This is a genomic window from Janthinobacterium longum, assembly GCF_051380735.1.
Lineage (GTDB): Bacteria > Pseudomonadota > Gammaproteobacteria > Burkholderiales > Burkholderiaceae_D > Janthinobacterium.
Map to the genome: position 1 here is coordinate 361988 of NZ_JBNYXQ010000001.1, position 15436 is coordinate 377423.

Consider the following 15436-nt stretch of genomic DNA (forward strand, 5'->3'; position numbering starts at 1 on the left):
ATTTCGTTCGCTGGGCGGTTTTGCTGAACTGACAACCTCGCGCCATTCCAGGAAAACTTGGGCGATAATGCTGCACTGCGGCAGCAGCGCTTGCCGAACGGTTGCGTTGCCAACGCTGACGCCACTTACATACTGGATAGCTGCGCACTATAGTGCTGTTGCTTTGGAAACATTTCCATATTGGCGCTATGATGCAGTGCAGCAGCCACTATCCATGCTCCCATATCAATTTTACAGGCGCATTATCATGGCACCTTCATTCCTGTTACACCTGCCACGCTCATCTGTGTGCCACATCTGTCAGACACGTCGATCATGAGAGACTCGCCTGACCATGCCCCGCCCGACGCGGCCGCCCGCCCTGGCCTGGCGCACCTGTTCGCACCTTACTGGGGTACGCGCCAGCGCTGGCGCGCCTGGCTGCTGGTGTTGCTGTGGCTGGCAATCACGCTCGGCTCCGCATGGCTGTATGTCCGGGCCAATGAACTGACCGGCGAACTGACCGACGCACTGCTGGGCCGCAAATGGGATGTGCTGAAAAAGGTGGTCTGGCTGACCATCAGCGTCGGTTTGCTGGTCGGTGCGCTCGGCGTGGTGCGGACCGCCATCATCGACCTGATCGACCTTGACTGGCGCACCTGGCTGAGCAACCACTACCTGGAACAGTGGTTCAGCTCGCACGCTTACTACAATATGGAGTCCGATGGCGCGCTCTCGAATGCCGACCAGCACATCGCCGAAGACGTCAGGCTGTTTGCCAACAGCAGCGTCGTCAACATTTCCAACATGATCAATGTCGTGGTCAACATTGTGGCCTTCACAGCCGTCTTGTGGGAACTGTCCGGCACCCTGACCATTCCGCTCGGCAACTGGAGTCTGCACATCCCCGGCTACATGGTCTACGTTGCCCTGATTTACAACCTGGCGTATTTGCTGCTGGTCCATTGGGTCGGCAAGCGCCTGATCGTGCTGGGCATGAAAAGACAGACTGTCGAGGCGGACTACCGTTACGGCGCCATGCAAGTGCGCGAAAACGCCGTGCAGATCGCGTTTTATGATGGTGCCGCAAACGAGCTGCAGCGCCTGCGCCGCCGCTTCGAGAAAATCCGCGACAACGTATTGGCCACCCTGGTGCGCAACGCCAAGCTGGAAATGACCAGGACGGTCTACGGCCATCTGTTCGCCGTGTTGCCGACGCTGACGGCCCTGCCGCGCTATTTTGCCGGCGAGATCACGATGGGCGGCGTGACGCAGGCAGTCGGCGCATTCGGCCAGCTCAGCGCGTCGCTGGGCTATTTCCAGGAATCGTACAAGAGTTTTGCGATGTGGCTGGCCCTGGCGAACCGGCTGCGCGATTTTTCCTGGGCCATCAACAAGGCGCATGCGCGGCCGAACGGTTTTACCGTGGCGCGCGTCACCCAGGACGGCATCCACAGCAGCGTGCTGGCGCTGCGCACTCCTGACGGCGACCCGCTGGCCGATGTAGCGCCACTGCAACTGGCGGCCGGCAGCCGCACGCTGGTGCGCGGTCCTTCGGGCACCGGCAAAAGCACCTTGCTGCGTACCCTGGCCGGTTTATGGCTGCATGGGGCCGGCACCGTCACCCTGCCTGCCGACGCCCGCATCATGTTTTTGCCCCAGCGTAGCTACCTGCCGAGCGGCACCTTCAAGGCCGCCATGTGCTATCCCCTGGCACCCGATCAATTCGACGACGCCACGTGCCGGCGCGTGCTGGAAGTCTGCGGCCTGGGTAGCCGGATCACCTCGCTGCAAACCCGCGACAACTGGCAGCAATTGCTGTCCGGCGGCGAACAGCAGCGCGTCGCATTCGCCAGGGTGCTGTTGCAGCGGCCCGACTTCGTGTTTCTCGATGAAGCGACCAGCGCGCTCGACCCGGCCACCGAGGCGAGCCTGTACCAGACCTTGATCAAGGAACTGCCCGACAGCGCCATCATCAGCGTTGCGCACCGCACTGCCGTAGCCGACTACCACGACGACATCATCGAACTGGTGCCCAGCACTGCGCAGACAGCGCAAACTTGCTGACCGCCGCCTTTCTTGAATGGAGAGCCGGACTGTTGCTCTACTTCGATTGGCGCGTGGCTTCGCCCGGGCTTGTGAAAATGAATTGGGAATCAAGCGATCTTGTAGCGCGGGGCCGGCGTTCCCGCCTGGGTACTTGCGAACAGTTCGGTGCGGGCGGCCTCGTATTTTTCCCACAGGCTTGCATCGACGACCGATGGACAGGTGATCGTTTCGCCCTGGTCCAGGCCCGCAAGCGCCGCGTCGACCATGTTTTCGGTCGTCATCAGGGCGCTCTTGTTGAGGGCCGCCAGCGGAATGCCTGACAGATCCCACAGTTCAGTCGCAGTCGATGCAGGCAAGACCAGTTGCACCTTTACCCCGGTTTCGGCCAGTTCCTGCTGCAGGCCCCTGCTGTATTGCAATACAAAGGCTTTGGTACCGCTGTAGATGGCGCTGATGGGCAGCGAGTGGATAGCCAGGACGGAAGCGATATTGATGATCAAACCCTGCTTCCTGGCCACGAAGGCCGGCACCGCAGCTTGCGTCAGGCGCGCGACCCCGGCGTTGTTGATCAGCACCTGCACATTGTCACGGGTGGCCAGCAACATTTCGATACGCGCCACATCCTCGTTTTTGGTCAGATCGGCCGCGATGGCTTCGGCTTTTACGCCATGCGCCCTGGCGAGCTGCGCGCAGAGTGTGTCGAGCCGGTCAGCGCGCCGGGCGACCAGGATCAGATCGTATCCGCGCGCAGCGAGGCGGTCTGCATAGACAGCGCCGATGCCGGAGGATGCCCCGGTAATGAGGGCACTTTTTTGGGAAGCCGGAGTTTGTCATGAATTGCTTTCTGCTTGAATTGAGCGATGGACTTCTGGCATGCTGGCAACGGGCTTTGATTCGCGGCGGGCATTGCATCTGTAGCGCCAGCCGCCGCTGGCAAAATGCTGGCAACTATTACGAGCCCCACCAGAGCGGACTTCAGAAACTTTGTACTGCCCCGGTTTTCATGGTGTGGCTCCTATCATTGCTCAGTTGGCTTGAGGCAGGTAGACCGGGCGAGCTGCTGTCAGCCCTTGCCTTACCTGCTGCGTCAGCTCGTCGGCCAACACTTCGTCCGCGCCCGCTTCCAGGCCGTCGAGCGCGCGCTTGACAATGTCCTCGGCACTGGTCTTCTGAACATCAAAGCCACGGGTCAGATCCGTGTCCACGTAGGCCATATGCAGACCCAGCACCTGTGTTTTCTGCGCGGCCAGTTCGTGGCGCAGTGCGTTCGTCAGCGACCAGGCGGCCGATTTGCTTGCCGAATAGGCGGCCAGGTAGCCGTCGTTGACCCACGACGCGACCGACAAGACGTTGAGCAAGCCACCGCCACCATTGCCCTTGAGCACCGGTGCAAAGGCTTTGCTCATGTTGAGCACGCCAAACACATTGGTCTCGAAAATGCGCCGTGCGACGGCGTCACTGTCGGCATCCAGGAAACCGCCCGGTTGTGCAATACCTGCGTTATTGATAACCAGGGTTACGTCCGAGGCCTGCTTGACGGCGGCAGCGACCTCTTCAGGTTTGGTGACGTCAAGCTGCAGGGCTACGACACCGGGCAAAGTCACCGTTGCGGGGTCGCGCGCCGCTGCATAAACCTTGCGCGCGCCACGAGCAAGCAAGGCTTGTGCGAAGGCAAGACCGATGCCACGGTTGGCGCCGGTGACAAGAACAACAGAATTTTCGATTTTCATTTGGATACTCCTGGGTTTGAAAGAACAACATATATGACAAACGTCATAAAAAAGAACCGGCCATCGCCACAAGCGATGGCGATGGTTCAGCGAACCTTGATCACAACCTTGCCTTTGGCACGCCTACTTTCGACGTAAGCAAGGGCCTCGTTGCTTGCTTCAAACGGAAATACTTTGTCAACCACGGGCCGCATGGCACCCGATTCGATGAGCGAGGTGATTTGTTGCAACTCGCTGCCATTAGCTTGCATGAACAGAAATGAATAGCCAAGCTGCAGGCGTTCGGCCTTTCTGCGGGTGCCGAAGCTCAGCGCACGCATCACTTGTCTGACCAGCCACGGTGCCTTGATTGCTTCGGCAAACACCGCGTCCGGCGGGCCGGAGATGGAGATCAGTTTTCCACCGGGCTTGAGCACATTGAGCGACTTCGCCAGTGTTTTCCCATCCTGGCTGTTCAGCACGACGTCGTAGTCGCCCAGCACGCTTTCAAAATCGTCTTTTTTATAGTCGACAACTATGTCGGCGCCCAGGCTTTTCACCCAGGCCAGATTGCTGGTGCCGGCAGTGGTGGCGACGGTCGCGCCCAGATGCCTGGCCAGCTGAATCGCCACTGTGCCCACGCCACCGGAGCCAGCCTGGATAAAGACCTTCTGCCCCTTCTTCAGATCCGCTCTGCCAACCAGTGCCTGCCAGGCGGTCAGGGCCACCAGGGGAACTGAGGCGGCTTCTTCCATGGTGAGATTGCCGGGCTTGAGTGCGACAGAGCTTTCCTTGACGGCGACGAACTGCGCGAAGGTACCTATGCGCAAGTCGTCAGGCCTGGAATAGACTTCATCGCCTACCTTGAACTGCCGTACCCGGGGGCCGATCCTGGTCACTACCCCGGCCACGTCGTGCCCGAGGATAAAAGGCGTGGTGTAAGGCAGGATGAGCTTGAATTCTCCGCTGCGGATCTTGGCGTCCAGCAGGTTCACACCGGCCGCATGCACCTCGATCAGGACCTCGTCGTCGCGCAGTTCCGGCATCGGCACCTCTGCCTGCTGCAAGGCGTTCTTTTTTCCATAACGCTCGACAATAAATGCTTGCATGGCTATTCCTGTTCTCAAAAAATGGTGTGGTGATCACCTGCTTCAGGCTATCGCAAAACTTCGCATGATGGTCATCATATTCCTGGGTAAAAAAAAATCAGTCGCTGGTTTTCGCGCTGGCACCAGCCAGGCTCTTCATGGTAGCTGCGCACCACGCGTTTGACAAAACCGGGTCATCGACAGCGCGCGCCAGCATCAAGGTGCCGACCATGGTGGCGATCGTCACCAGCGCGCGCTCGTGTGCACTGGGCTGGCCCCAGTCTGGACACTGGCGAGCGACGAGATCAACCATCTCCTTGATGCGACGCGTGGCAGCAAGACGCACCTCGGGCGATTGACGTGGCATCTCGGAACCCAGCGCTGAATTGGGGCAGCCTGTTTCAATGTTTTTCAAATGTTGTTCAGAAAGATAAGCCTGCACCAGAGCCTGCAACGCCTGCCCTGGCGGAACCGCGGCGACTATGCTCGCGGCGGCAGCATTCGACTCGGCGCCGGCACGGTCTGCCGCTTCGGCCAGCATCGCATCGCGTGATGCGAAGTGGGCATAGAAAGCACCATGCGTCAGACCTGCTTCTTTCATGATGTCGGCCACGCCAGTGCCGTCGTAGCCGGTACGACGGATGGCACGTGCAGCGGCATCGACGATACGCTCGTGTGATGCTTCTTTTGCACTCGGTCGCGTGATGGCTTTTTCTTTTCGCATGATGATCATCATACGCCATATTTTTTAACTTCGCAAAAGTTCTTTCAAGGCGTGACGGCGCTGAAGGTAGTTTTTGGTCGTATGCATTTTCGTGCATACCAGGCCAAGCCCATGGGCACGCTGGAAAACCGGACGGCACGAAGCGCGGCGTACCACGGGCCTTTGAACGGCGTTTGCTCATCCACGCGTTCAAGCGTGAACCTGGCGCGCTTCAGTGCGGCAGCCAGTGCCGCGAGGCCTGTCGCCAGCGGCTTTGCCATCACTGCGGCGACTGCATCGGCGTAGCTGAGCATATGCCGGATCAGCAGCCGCTGACATGCGCTGGCCGGAAGACATGCCGTGAAGTCTTGTGCATCGGCGCCGACATCCGGGGGCAAGCCGGCCCAGCAACTGCAACGTCTGCAGCATGGATCAACGATGTTCAGGCCAACTTGCGCCACGCAGTGTATGCGCTGGTGGCCTGGCTGGTCGTGGCCTGCGGCCACAAACAGCTCTGGACGCACCAAACAGGGGGCCGGCCCTGAAGCGCTTCCACCTTTTCCGGGACCTGGTCGAGCAGCACGTCGAGATGGCGGTTCAGGCTGGCGCGGCTCATGCCACTGGCTTCACACAGTGCCTCGATGCGCAAGCGGGTGTTGTGACTGTCCCTGATCCAGCAGGTCGCTCGCCGGATGCGCGCCAGCGCGCCTTCGGGCTGGCGCGCATCCGGCGCAACAAACGACCTTGCGGGCCTCGCAGAAGGCGATGGAGCAATTCGCGCTCCGCCATCGAGGTGAGGAAGGGAATATCGGCCGGCGTGTCAAGCAAGCTCAGCAGCCGCAGCAAAGGGTCGCGCACCCGGCGGCATGGTGGAAGAGACTAGAGGAACTCAAGGCAGCGCAGCGCTGCATGCAGGCCACCCGCTCGCTCGTGCCAGGCAGCGCGGCTGGGTCCAGCGGTGCCGTACCGATTTTCGAGGGCCTGCCAAGCGTGCTGGCGTGGCGCGCGGTGCCGGTCGCATCACTGAGTGTCGTTGCCGCTGTTCACGCAAACGAATTATGCTCGGCGCAGCAAATTTCGCCGCCATAGTGACAGCGAAGCACAAATAGCTGGCATAACAATAAAGCTGGCTTTGCTTCCGCTGTAGAACAGCGTCGCAAAGTAGATCGCAGCGGCTGCGCAAGCCAGGTAGTACGCGGAAAAACCGCTGAAGCGTCCTCCACGATCGCCTGGGCTGGCTGCCAAATTTAATAACAGCGGGCGACGTTTGAAAAAGTAAGTGCGGAAAGCTGTCCACAAAAATAACGACCCCGCAAAAACCATCAGCAACGCAGCAATCTTCATCCATGTCCCCCATGTTTATCATGGTCCGGTTGTGGCCGGGACCCATGCGCACATCATTTTTATTTCAAGCCGTGCGCTGCATTCAATGCCTTGTGCGGCCAAATAATCGACCCTGCTCGCCATCCAGACTGGCCGAGCATCGAAGATTAGTGTACGGTGTTGTTCCGCCCATGACAAGCGGCCAGTTTTGGGCACTTCATGTTAGCGCCAGCCCTCGGTCGCCAGCTTCTGGCAAGCTCTGCGGTTGAACCTCGGTAAGCGCAATTGTAATCTCGACGCCGTCCTAATGACGTATGGCCATGCACCCCAAAATGAAAAAACCCCTGAAAAATCAGGGGTTTGTCTTGAGCGTCCTACCCGGCGCTGCCAACGGCTGCCGGATGGCAGATTATTCCCACTCGATCGTCGCCGGCGGCTTGCCCGAGATATCGTAGACCACGCGGTTGATGCCACGCACTTCGTTAATGATGCGGTTCGACACCTTGCCCAGCAGCGCGTGCGGCAGGTGTGCCCAGTGCGCCGTCATGAAATCCTGGGTTTGCACGGCGCGCAGCGCCACGACCCATTCGTAGGTGCGGCCGTCGCCCATCACGCCCACCGATTTGACCGGCAGGAACACTGCGAAGGCCTGGCTGGTGGCTTCGTACCAGTTGGTCGGCACGCTGTCCTGGTCGAAGCCTGGCACCACCGCCGGCTCATATGGTGTATTGCGCAGCTCTTCTATAAAGATGGCGTCGGCGCGGCGCAGCAGGTCGGCGTAGTCTTTCTTGACTTCGCCCAGAATGCGCACGCCCAGGCCAGGGCCAGGGAACGGGTGGCGGTAGACCATGTCATGCGGCAGGCCCAGGGCAACGCCGAGCTTGCGCACTTCGTCCTTGAACAGTTCGCGCAAAGGCTCCAGCAGTTTGAGTTTCATCGTGTCCGGCAGGCCGCCCACGTTGTGGTGGCTCTTGATGGTCTGGCCTTTCTTGCCCTTGCCGGCCGACTCGATCACGTCCGGGTAGATGGTGCCTTGCGCCAGCCATTTGGCGTTGACCAGCTTGCCTGACTCAACCTGAAACACTTCAACGAATTCGCGGCCGATGATCTTGCGCTTCTGCTCGGGATCGGAAACGCCGGCCAGGTGGCCCATGAACTGGTCTTCCGCATCGACGCGGATGACTTTCACGCCCAGGTTCCTGGCGAACATGTCCATCACCATCTTGCCTTCGTCCAGGCGCAACAGACCATGGTCGACGAATACGCAGGTCAGTTGGTCGCCGATGGCGCGGTGGATCAGGGCCGCCGCCACGGACGAATCGACGCCGCCGGACAGGCCCAGGATCACCTCATCGGTACCGACTTGCGCGCGGATTTTTTCCACCGCTTCGCTGATGTAGTCGGGCATGTTCCAGTCCGATTTGCAGCCGCAGATTTCATGCACGAAACGGCCGATCATGGCCTTGCCCTGCACCGTGTGCGTCACTTCCGGGTGGAACTGCACGCCGTAGAACTGACGCTCTTCGTCGGCCATGGCGGCAATCGGGCAGCTTGGGGTGTTGCCCATCAGCTTGAAGCCTGGCGGCATTTCCAGCACCTTGTCGCCGTGGCTCATCCACACTTTCAGCATGCCGTGGCCTTCGTCGGTAACGAAGTCGGCAATGCCGTTCAACAATTTGGTATGACTGCGGGCGCGCACTTCGGCGTAGCCAAATTCACGCACCAAGCCGTTTTCAACCTTGCCGCCCAGCTGAGCAGCCATGGTCTGCATGCCGTAGCAGATGCCCAGCACGGGCACGCCCAGCTCGAACACGGCTTGCGGCGCGCGCGGCGAATCGCCTTCCAATGTGGAATTGTGGCTGCCAGACAGGATCACGCCCGCGGCGCCATAGTTGCGCACGAATTCCTCGCTGACGTCGTACGGGAAGACTTCGGAGAACACGCCGGAATCGCGCACGCGGCGCGCAATCAGCTGGGTGACTTGGGAGCCGAAATCGAGAATAAGGATTTTAGAGTGCATGGTAGAGGACTTTATCTGGGTTCAATTGCAAGACCGGCGCACTAGGCGCCGGTCTGATTGTCGCTAATTACTCGGAACGGTAATTTGGCGCTTCTTTCGTGATCTGCACATCATGGACATGCGACTCGCGCATGCCGGCCGAGGTGATTTCCACGAATTCCGCCTTTTCGCGCAACTCGTCGATGGTGGCGCAACCGCAGTAGCCCATCGATTGACGCACGCCACCGACCAGCTGGAAGATTATCGCCAGCACGCTGCCCTTGTAGGCTACACGGCCTTCGATACCTTCAGGCACGAATTTGTCGGCCTTCATGGTGGCATCCTGGAAGTAGCGGTCAGCCGAACCGTCGGACATCGCGCCCAGCGAACCCATGCCGCGGTACGACTTGTACGAACGGCCCTGATACAGGATCACTTCGCCCGGTGCTTCTTCGGTACCGGCAAACATCGAACCCATCATGACGGTCGAGGCGCCTGCTGCCAGTGCTTTCGAGATATCACCCGAGAAACGGATGCCGCCGTCGGCGATACATGGCACGCCCGTGCCCGCCAGCGCTTCGGCCACATTCGAAATGGCGGTAATTTGCGGCACGCCAACACCGGCGACGATACGCGTCGTGCAGATCGAGCCAGGGCCGATACCGACCTTGACGGCGTCAGCGCCGTATTCAACCAGCGCCTTGGCGGCCGCAGCGGTGGCGATATTGCCGCCAATAACTTCCACTTGTGGGTACTTGGTCTTGATCCAGCGTACGCGGTCGAGAATGCCTTGCGAGTGGCCGTGAGCGGTATCAACTACCAGCACGTCGACACCGGCGGCGACCAGCAGGTCGATGCGCTCTTCATCCTTGGCGCCAACGCCAACGGCAGCGCCGACCAGCAGCTTGCCCTGGCTGTCTTTCGACGCGAACGGGTGCGAGGTCGACTTCTGGATATCCTTGACGGTGATCAGGCCGCGCAGTTCAAATGCGTCGTTGACGACCAGCACGCGCTCAAGGCGGTGCTTGTTCATCAGGCGCTTGGCTTCGTCGCGGTCGGCGTCTTCGGTCACGTACACCAGCTTGTCGCGCGGGGTCATCTTGGCGCGTGCTTCGGCGTCCAGTTCCTGTTCAAAGCGCAAGTCGCGGTTGGTAATGATACCAACGACGACCTTGCCTTCGACCACAGGGAAACCGCTGATGCCATATTGTTCTGTCAGGGCGATCACATCGCGGATCTTCATTTCCGGCGGAATCGTGATCGGATCGCGCAATACACCAGCTTCAAAACGCTTGACGCGGGCTACTTCACGGGCCTGATCTTTCGGGTTCAAGTTCTTGTGAATAATACCGATGCCACCTTCCTGCGCCATCGCAATCGCCAGGCGTGCTTCCGTCACCGTATCCATGGCTGCGGACAGCAAGGGAATATTCAGGGTGATATTGCGGGTCAGGCGAGTTTTGAGGGACGTATCGGCGGGCAGAACGTTGGAGTAGGCGGGGACGAGCAGCACATCATCGAATGTGAGTGCTTTTTGAAGTAGACGCATAGTATTTCCTATTGGCGCAAAAGCAGATTATACGGAAATTCCTGCTTCTTGTCCCGAACCTTTGCGATAACTCCAACTACTCTGGCTAAATTTGCCTGAACTGCTTGATTTTTTGTATCCCAAAAAATACACTAATCATGAAAAGTATCCTGACCACGGCTACCTTAGATCACCGGTTCAGCAAGCTCAAGGACCTGCAGGCTTTTTCCGCATCCAGGCCTCCCCCCTACCTGCAAAAGACATCAGGGCAGCGCTGCGGCTGGCGCAAGAACTTTAAGAGACAGAGGTCGTCATGACACAAAAACTGAGCAAATGGGATAGCGCGCAATACCTGAAAAGCAAGGAGGATATACTGGCTTACTTCGAAGCCTGCCTGCAAGAAGCCGGTGACGACTCCGCTTTTATCGCCAAGGCGCTCGGCAATATTGCCAAGGCACGCGGGATGACCCAACTGGCCAGGGATACGGGGCTGGGCCGCGAAAGCCTGTACAAGGCGCTGTCGGGCGAAGGCAACCCCAGCTTTGCGACGATTTTGAAGGTGACGCGCGCGCTGGGCCTGCAGCTGCGCGCCAGCTCGCTTGCCAGCTAAGTCTTGCTGGCCTTGCCGCCTGCACGGCGCCGGCGCGCTTCCTTCGGGTCCGCCTGCAGGGGGCGATACACTTCCACCCGGTCCTGGTGACGCAATACCGTATCGAGCGTTTTTTTCTTGCCGTAGATGCCAACCATATTCACGGCCAGGTCGATCTCGGGATGTTGCTGCAACACGCCGCTCTGCTCGAACGCCTGGCGCACGGTACTGCCGGCAGGCAGGTCCAGGGTACGCAGGAAGGCGGCATCGGGCAGTGCGTAGCAGACCTGCACCTCAATCGACTCAGGCGCCGCCATAGACCGTCTCGGCGCGCTTGCAGAAGGAGTCGACCATGCTGTTGGCGATCATGCCGAACACGGGGCCGATAATTTGTTCGAGCACGCGGCTGGAAAACTCGTAGCGCAGGTCCAGCTCGATTTTGCAGGCGTCTTCGCGCAATGCTTTGAAGGTCCACACGCCATCGAGGGTCTTGAAAGGACCGTCCACCAGCTTCATCTTGATCGCGCTGAACGGCACGTTCTCGTTGGACGTGGTGAAGCTTTGGCGTACGCCGTGGTACTGTATGCCCACGCTGGCAACGACGGTGTCGTCGCCGCGTTCGCGTATCTCGACCGCGCCGCACCAAGGCAAAAACTTGGGATAATCTTCCACTGCCGCCACCAGCGCGAACATTTGTTCGGCGCTGTAGCCGAGAAAAACTGATTTATGTACTACTGCCATTGAAGAACCATTTGCTATGATGTTGGATACACTTGGATTTTATCGCGCTTGCGCGAGACAGTAGTTTAACCGACCCGCGCACATTTACCATTCTCATGACCATAGCAGACAATAGAAAAGCATTCCACGACTACTTCATCGAGGATCGCTACGAAGCCGGCATCGTGCTCGAAGGCTGGGAAGTCAAGGCCATTCGCGACGCCCGCGTACAAATCAAGGAAGCCTATGTCGTCGTCCGTGGCGACGAGCTGTTTCTGTTCGGCGCGCATATCAGCGCCCTGCCGACCGCATCCACCCATATCCACCCGGAGGCGGTGCGCACGCGCAAGCTGCTGTTGCACCGCGCGGAGATGGACAAACTGATCGGCAAGGTGGAACGTTCCGGCTTTACGCTGGTGCCGCTCAACCTGCATTACAAGGGCGGCCGCGTGAAATGCGAAATTGGCCTGGCCAAGGGCAAGAAGCAGCACGACAAACGAGCCACCGAACGCGATCGCGATGGCGCGCGCGAAGTGCAGGCGGCGATGAAAACCAATCGCCGCTGATAGTCAGGCAGCTCGCTCCACAACCCGGCCATGTGCCGGGTTTTATTTTGCCTTTGCATGCGCCGTCATGCCCAACCGGCATCATCAGGATAAAAAAGACAAGGGCAAAGATAATAATCCGGTGTTATTCACGCAGAATGCCAGAATAACAAAAGAGATAAGGAACGGGAATGAGTGGCCTGGAAGACGACCGGTTACGGCAGATAAAATTCCGGATGCTTGCAAGCTGTTTGGCCAGTACGGCGAAATTAACACAGTACAAGCATCCGAATGAAAGACAATTACACCTTCAACAGGTCACGCGATTTACCCGAATCGGTCCATTCCTTGACCCATTTCGGCTGACGGCCACGGCCAGTCCATTGTTGCGATGCATCGTCAGGATTACGATAACGCACGGCTACCGTACCGGTTTTTGCACGAATACCCGTACCCACCAGATCTTTGACGGACACGCCCACGCTTTGCGCGATGGCCAGGATTTGCTCGCGCGCTTTCGACAGATCGTCATGTTCGCGTTTCTTCATCTGCTTCTTGATGTCTTCTTGCAGCGTGCGCAATTCCGACAGGGATAAACTGGACAGATCCATGATATTTCCTTTGTGTGAGTTGAAAAGAGTGCTGAATACGCAAATTCTATCCAATTGTAACGCGCTTGACGAGATTTTTTTAGAAAATTTAAAGTTTTTTCAATAATTTTCTTACGGCAGCGTCATTATCATGGCATCTGTGGCAAACACAAAACACTCCAACCGGTATTGAACATCATAAAAAAAACAATTTATCCAAAAACATGTTTAATTCATGATATGCCGCAAATACCAGACTAACCGCACAATTCTGGTGCATCGCCATTGACTGCGATGACGCACACTCTAATCGAAAAAACCAATAGACGGTGCACGCTACGCATCACATCAAAAACAGAGAAACAGCTGCCTTGATTCAAATAAAACATGATGATAACGCAAAAACGCCCGCAAAAGCGGGCGACGGTACTATTGAATAAGTGGTGATTACTCAGGGAAGCGCCACTCCGCCTTTCGGCTTTTGCGTTTTCACCACTTGCATGGCGGTAGCGATCAAACTGCTCATCTCGCCCAGATTGGCCGGCACGATAATCGAGTTATTGGTTTTGGCCAATTGCGCAAAGGCCCCCACATACTGTTCTGCCACTTTCAGGTTGACAGCGTCCTCGCCGCCGGGCTCCCTGATGGCGGCGCCCACCTGGCGCAGCGCTTCGGCGTTGGCCTGCGCCAACGCGACGATGGCGGTGGCCTGCCCTTCGGCGCGGTTGATCGAGGCCTGCTTTTCACCTTCGGAGCGGGCAATCGCCGCTTCGCGCTCGCCTGTGGCGATATTGATCTGCTCCTGTTTGCGACCTTCCGAGGCAGCGATCAGCGCGCGCTTTTCACGTTCTGCGGTAATCTGCGCCTGCATGGCATGCAAGATTTCCTTCGGTGGCGTCAGATCCTTGATTTCATAACGCAATACCTTGACGCCCCAATTGGCCGCCGATTCGTCTATGGCGTTGACGATGGCGGTATTGATATGATCACGTTCCTCAAAGGTCTTATCGAGTTCCATTTTGCCGATCACGGAACGCAAGGTGGTTTGCGCCAACTGCGTAATGGCCGCGATGTAATTGGATGAGCCATAAGACGCGCGCATGGCATCGGTAATCTGAAAATATAAAATACCGTCGACTTGCAACTGCGTATTGTCACGCGTGATGCATACCTGCGGTGGCACATCGAGCGGAATCTCCTTGAGCACATGCTTGTAGGCGATGCGGTCGACAAACGGCACCACGATATTAAGGCCAGGACCCAGCACGGCGTGAAATTTGCCCAGACGCTCCACTACCCAGGCATGCTGTTGCGGCACCACATTGACGGTCTTGAAGACAAATACCAGCGCCAGCAATAACAAGACCAGCGATACGCTTCCGATGCTAATTTCCATAACTTACTCTCCAGTGTTATCCAACAATCAAACGGCTGCCGCGCACGGCACGTATGGTGTACTGCCCTGCCTGGGTATCGCTGCCAGGCATTAATTCCACATCCCATAAGGCGCCGCGATACATCACGCGCGCCACGCCATCGACCCAATGCGCCACAGCCACATGTTGACCGATATCGAGGTTCACATTCGGATCCTGGGCCGCATCGCGGCGGGCCGCCTTGCCGAAGCGGCTGCGGCGCAATAACAAGGTGGCCACCACGCCGACAATCGCGGCGCACAAGACCTGCAATGGTCCATTTGCACCTGCCAGGGCGGCCAGTGCGCCGGCACTCAAGCCGATGGCGATCATCAGCAGATAAAACGTGCCGGTGAATAATTCCAGGATCAATACGACACCGGCGGCGATAAACCAGCCTGTCCAATCGGCCATGATGTTTTCCTTTCAGTCAGCCGTTGCGAAAAATAAAAACCCCCGTGACCAATACAGGCGACGGGGGTTTTTACATATAAATATTGCCAGACATTTACTCTTGCCATACACCTATGAGTAACAGTCTAAAGCAAATTTCGCTTGCGTCAATAGCAAGCGCCATTTCGTTTTACTCTTCCAGCAGGCTGCGCAGCATCCAGGCAGTTTTTTCATGCAGGTCCAGGCGCTGCGTGATCAGGTCGGCGGTCGGCTGGTCATTGGCTTTTTCCAGCAGCGGGAACAGGGCGCGTGCCGTGCGGGCCGTCGCTTCCTGTGCCGACACCAGATGGCGCACCATTTCCAGCGCTGGGGGCACGCCTTCGATTTCCTTGATCGAGGCCAACTCGACGAACTGCTTATAGGTACCTGGCGCAGGATAGCCCAGCGCGCGGATGCGTTCGGCGATCAGGTCCAGTGCGCCCCACTGCTCAGTGTACTGCGTCATGAACATCAGGTGCAGGGTATTGAACATCGGGCCCTTGACGTTCCAATGGAAATTATGTGTCATCAGGTACAGGGTATAGCTGTCGGCCAGCAGGCCCGACAAGCCTGCAGCGATCTTCGCGCGGTCCGATTCGGAAATGCCGATATCGATTTTTGCCGAGCCACTTTTAGGATTTACCGTTGGTTTCTTGCTTGCCATTTCAACTCCTGTCGTGTGTAAGTGAAACCATTTTAGCCGATCTTGCGCTACCTCATCAGCCTCTGCCGTGCAGCCGAAAAAAAACCCGCCGCCATTACTGGCA

19 protein-coding genes are annotated in these 15436 nt (G+C 58.0%); 3 read left to right on the top strand and 16 right to left on the bottom strand.

From position 1 onward, the window contains the following. The first annotated feature begins 315 nt into the window (after positions 1-315). Complete coding sequence (locus tag ACQ4WM_RS01640; protein WP_436544974.1) at positions 316-2046, top strand: ABC transporter ATP-binding protein/permease; 1731 nt, start codon at positions 316-318, stop codon at positions 2044-2046. Positions 2047-2135: 89 nt separating this feature from the next. On the opposite strand, the gene ACQ4WM_RS01645 is transcribed toward ACQ4WM_RS01640, so the two are convergent. The 10 genes from ACQ4WM_RS01645 to guaB form a co-directional block, all read right to left on the bottom strand. Next, on the bottom strand, positions 2136-2828 hold the full coding sequence (locus tag ACQ4WM_RS01645; protein WP_436546185.1) for an SDR family NAD(P)-dependent oxidoreductase: 693 nt from the start codon (positions 2826-2828) through the stop codon (positions 2136-2138). Positions 2829-3053: 225 nt separating this feature from the next. Continuing rightward, positions 3054-3758, bottom strand: coding sequence for an SDR family oxidoreductase (locus ACQ4WM_RS01650; protein ID WP_436544975.1), 705 nt, complete (start codon positions 3756-3758; stop codon positions 3054-3056). 86 nt (positions 3759-3844) lie between these two features. Continuing rightward, positions 3845-4846 carry an NADP-dependent oxidoreductase gene (locus tag ACQ4WM_RS01655; RefSeq protein WP_436544976.1) on the bottom strand — a complete coding sequence of 334 codons (1002 nt, stop codon included), beginning with the start codon at positions 4844-4846 and terminating at the stop codon, positions 3845-3847. A gap of 97 nt (positions 4847-4943) precedes the next feature. Beyond that, positions 4944-5561: a TetR/AcrR family transcriptional regulator gene (locus tag ACQ4WM_RS01660; protein ID WP_436544977.1), complete on the bottom strand. Its 618-nt coding sequence runs from the start codon at positions 5559-5561 to the stop codon at positions 4944-4946. Between the two features lie 32 nt (positions 5562-5593). Next, positions 5594-5842, bottom strand: a complete 249-nt coding sequence (locus ACQ4WM_RS01665) for a hypothetical protein (protein ID WP_436544978.1) — start codon at positions 5840-5842, stop codon at positions 5594-5596. A gap of 128 nt (positions 5843-5970) precedes the next feature. Beyond that, the gene (locus ACQ4WM_RS01670) at positions 5971-6144 is read right to left on the bottom strand and encodes a hypothetical protein (protein ID WP_436544979.1); all 174 of its coding nucleotides are present in this window, start codon (positions 6142-6144) and stop codon (positions 5971-5973) included. Continuing rightward, positions 6141-6386, bottom strand: coding sequence for an AraC family transcriptional regulator N-terminal domain-containing protein (locus ACQ4WM_RS01675; RefSeq protein ID WP_436544980.1), 246 nt, complete (start codon positions 6384-6386; stop codon positions 6141-6143). Before ACQ4WM_RS01675 ends, ACQ4WM_RS01670 begins: the two co-directional genes overlap by 4 nt. Before the next feature lie 198 nt (positions 6387-6584). Further along, positions 6585-6872 (bottom strand): hypothetical protein, encoded by a 288-nt coding sequence (locus ACQ4WM_RS01680; RefSeq protein WP_436544981.1) that lies wholly within the window; start codon positions 6870-6872, stop codon positions 6585-6587. Between the two features lie 388 nt (positions 6873-7260). Beyond that, a complete protein-coding gene (gene guaA / locus ACQ4WM_RS01685) occupies positions 7261-8871 on the bottom strand; it encodes a glutamine-hydrolyzing GMP synthase (RefSeq protein ID WP_436544982.1) in 1611 nt (536 codons plus the stop codon). Positions 8872-8938: 67 nt separating this feature from the next. Beyond that, the gene (guaB, locus tag ACQ4WM_RS01690) at positions 8939-10399 is read right to left on the bottom strand and encodes an IMP dehydrogenase (protein WP_436544983.1); all 1461 of its coding nucleotides are present in this window, start codon (positions 10397-10399) and stop codon (positions 8939-8941) included. Between the two features lie 292 nt (positions 10400-10691). Between guaB and ACQ4WM_RS01695 the strand changes: the two genes are divergently transcribed. Next, positions 10692-10988: an addiction module antidote protein gene (locus tag ACQ4WM_RS01695; protein ID WP_436544984.1), complete on the top strand. Its 297-nt coding sequence runs from the start codon at positions 10692-10694 to the stop codon at positions 10986-10988. Here the strand turns inward: ACQ4WM_RS01695 and ACQ4WM_RS01700 are convergent. Together ACQ4WM_RS01700 and ACQ4WM_RS01705 are read right to left on the bottom strand one after the other, a co-directional pair. Then, a complete protein-coding gene (locus tag ACQ4WM_RS01700; RefSeq protein ID WP_436544985.1) occupies positions 10985-11284 on the bottom strand; it encodes an RnfH family protein in 300 nt (99 codons plus the stop codon). The genes ACQ4WM_RS01695 and ACQ4WM_RS01700 overlap by 4 nt on opposite strands. After that, positions 11271-11708 (bottom strand): type II toxin-antitoxin system RatA family toxin, encoded by a 438-nt coding sequence (locus tag ACQ4WM_RS01705; protein WP_436544986.1) that lies wholly within the window; start codon positions 11706-11708, stop codon positions 11271-11273. The genes ACQ4WM_RS01700 and ACQ4WM_RS01705 overlap by 14 nt, the downstream gene beginning before the upstream one ends. 95 nt (positions 11709-11803) lie before the next feature. Here ACQ4WM_RS01705 and smpB point away from each other — a divergent pair, with 95 nt between their 5' ends. Then, positions 11804-12253: an SsrA-binding protein SmpB gene (gene smpB / locus ACQ4WM_RS01710; RefSeq protein WP_065309555.1), complete on the top strand. Its 450-nt coding sequence runs from the start codon at positions 11804-11806 to the stop codon at positions 12251-12253. Positions 12254-12534: 281 nt separating this feature from the next. Here smpB and ACQ4WM_RS01715 read toward each other — a convergent pair whose 3' ends face one another. The 4 genes from ACQ4WM_RS01715 to ACQ4WM_RS01730 form a co-directional block, all read right to left on the bottom strand. Beyond that, positions 12535-12843: an H-NS histone family protein gene (locus ACQ4WM_RS01715; protein ID WP_436544987.1), complete on the bottom strand. Its 309-nt coding sequence runs from the start codon at positions 12841-12843 to the stop codon at positions 12535-12537. 430 nt (positions 12844-13273) lie between these two features. Next, the gene (locus ACQ4WM_RS01720) at positions 13274-14218 is read right to left on the bottom strand and encodes an SPFH domain-containing protein (RefSeq protein WP_436544988.1); all 945 of its coding nucleotides are present in this window, start codon (positions 14216-14218) and stop codon (positions 13274-13276) included. A gap of 16 nt (positions 14219-14234) precedes the next feature. Beyond that, positions 14235-14651, bottom strand: a complete 417-nt coding sequence (locus ACQ4WM_RS01725; RefSeq protein ID WP_436544989.1) for an NfeD family protein — start codon at positions 14649-14651, stop codon at positions 14235-14237. Between the two features lie 169 nt (positions 14652-14820). Beyond that, on the bottom strand, positions 14821-15333 hold the full coding sequence (locus ACQ4WM_RS01730; RefSeq protein WP_065305942.1) for a Dps family protein: 513 nt from the start codon (positions 15331-15333) through the stop codon (positions 14821-14823). Between the last annotated feature and the right edge of the window lie 103 nt (positions 15334-15436).

Bases quoted from the DNA above. Each gene is read 5' to 3' on its own strand.
- ACQ4WM_RS01650 (WP_436544975.1), bottom strand. From the start codon at position 3,758: ATGAAAATCGAAAATTCTGTTGTTCTTGTCACCGGCGCCAACCGTGGC.
- ACQ4WM_RS01705 (WP_436544986.1), bottom strand. From the start codon at position 11,708: ATGGCAGTAGTACATAAATCAGTTTTTCTCGGCTACAGCGCCGAACAA.
- ACQ4WM_RS01720 (WP_436544988.1), bottom strand. From the start codon at position 14,218: ATGGAAATTAGCATCGGAAGCGTATCGCTGGTCTTGTTATTGCTGGCG.
- ACQ4WM_RS01640 (WP_436544974.1), top strand. From the start codon at position 316: ATGAGAGACTCGCCTGACCATGCCCCGCCCGACGCGGCCGCCCGCCCT.
- guaA (WP_436544982.1), bottom strand. From the start codon at position 8,871: ATGCACTCTAAAATCCTTATTCTCGATTTCGGCTCCCAAGTCACCCAG.
- ACQ4WM_RS01665 (WP_436544978.1), bottom strand. From the start codon at position 5,842: ATGCTCAGCTACGCCGATGCAGTCGCCGCAGTGATGGCAAAGCCGCTG.
- ACQ4WM_RS01680 (WP_436544981.1), bottom strand. From the start codon at position 6,872: ATGAAGATTGCTGCGTTGCTGATGGTTTTTGCGGGGTCGTTATTTTTG.
- ACQ4WM_RS01700 (WP_436544985.1), bottom strand. From the start codon at position 11,284: ATGGCGGCGCCTGAGTCGATTGAGGTGCAGGTCTGCTACGCACTGCCC.
- ACQ4WM_RS01725 (WP_436544989.1), bottom strand. From the start codon at position 14,651: ATGGCCGATTGGACAGGCTGGTTTATCGCCGCCGGTGTCGTATTGATC.
- ACQ4WM_RS01695 (WP_436544984.1), top strand. From the start codon at position 10,692: ATGACACAAAAACTGAGCAAATGGGATAGCGCGCAATACCTGAAAAGC.
- ACQ4WM_RS01730 (WP_065305942.1), bottom strand. From the start codon at position 15,333: ATGGCAAGCAAGAAACCAACGGTAAATCCTAAAAGTGGCTCGGCAAAA.
- smpB (WP_065309555.1), top strand. From the start codon at position 11,804: ATGACCATAGCAGACAATAGAAAAGCATTCCACGACTACTTCATCGAG.
- ACQ4WM_RS01715 (WP_436544987.1), bottom strand. From the start codon at position 12,843: ATGGATCTGTCCAGTTTATCCCTGTCGGAATTGCGCACGCTGCAAGAA.
- ACQ4WM_RS01660 (WP_436544977.1), bottom strand. From the start codon at position 5,561: ATGATGATCATCATGCGAAAAGAAAAAGCCATCACGCGACCGAGTGCA.
- ACQ4WM_RS01655 (WP_436544976.1), bottom strand. From the start codon at position 4,846: ATGCAAGCATTTATTGTCGAGCGTTATGGAAAAAAGAACGCCTTGCAG.
- ACQ4WM_RS01670 (WP_436544979.1), bottom strand. From the start codon at position 6,144: ATGAGCCGCGCCAGCCTGAACCGCCATCTCGACGTGCTGCTCGACCAG.
- guaB (WP_436544983.1), bottom strand. From the start codon at position 10,399: ATGCGTCTACTTCAAAAAGCACTCACATTCGATGATGTGCTGCTCGTC.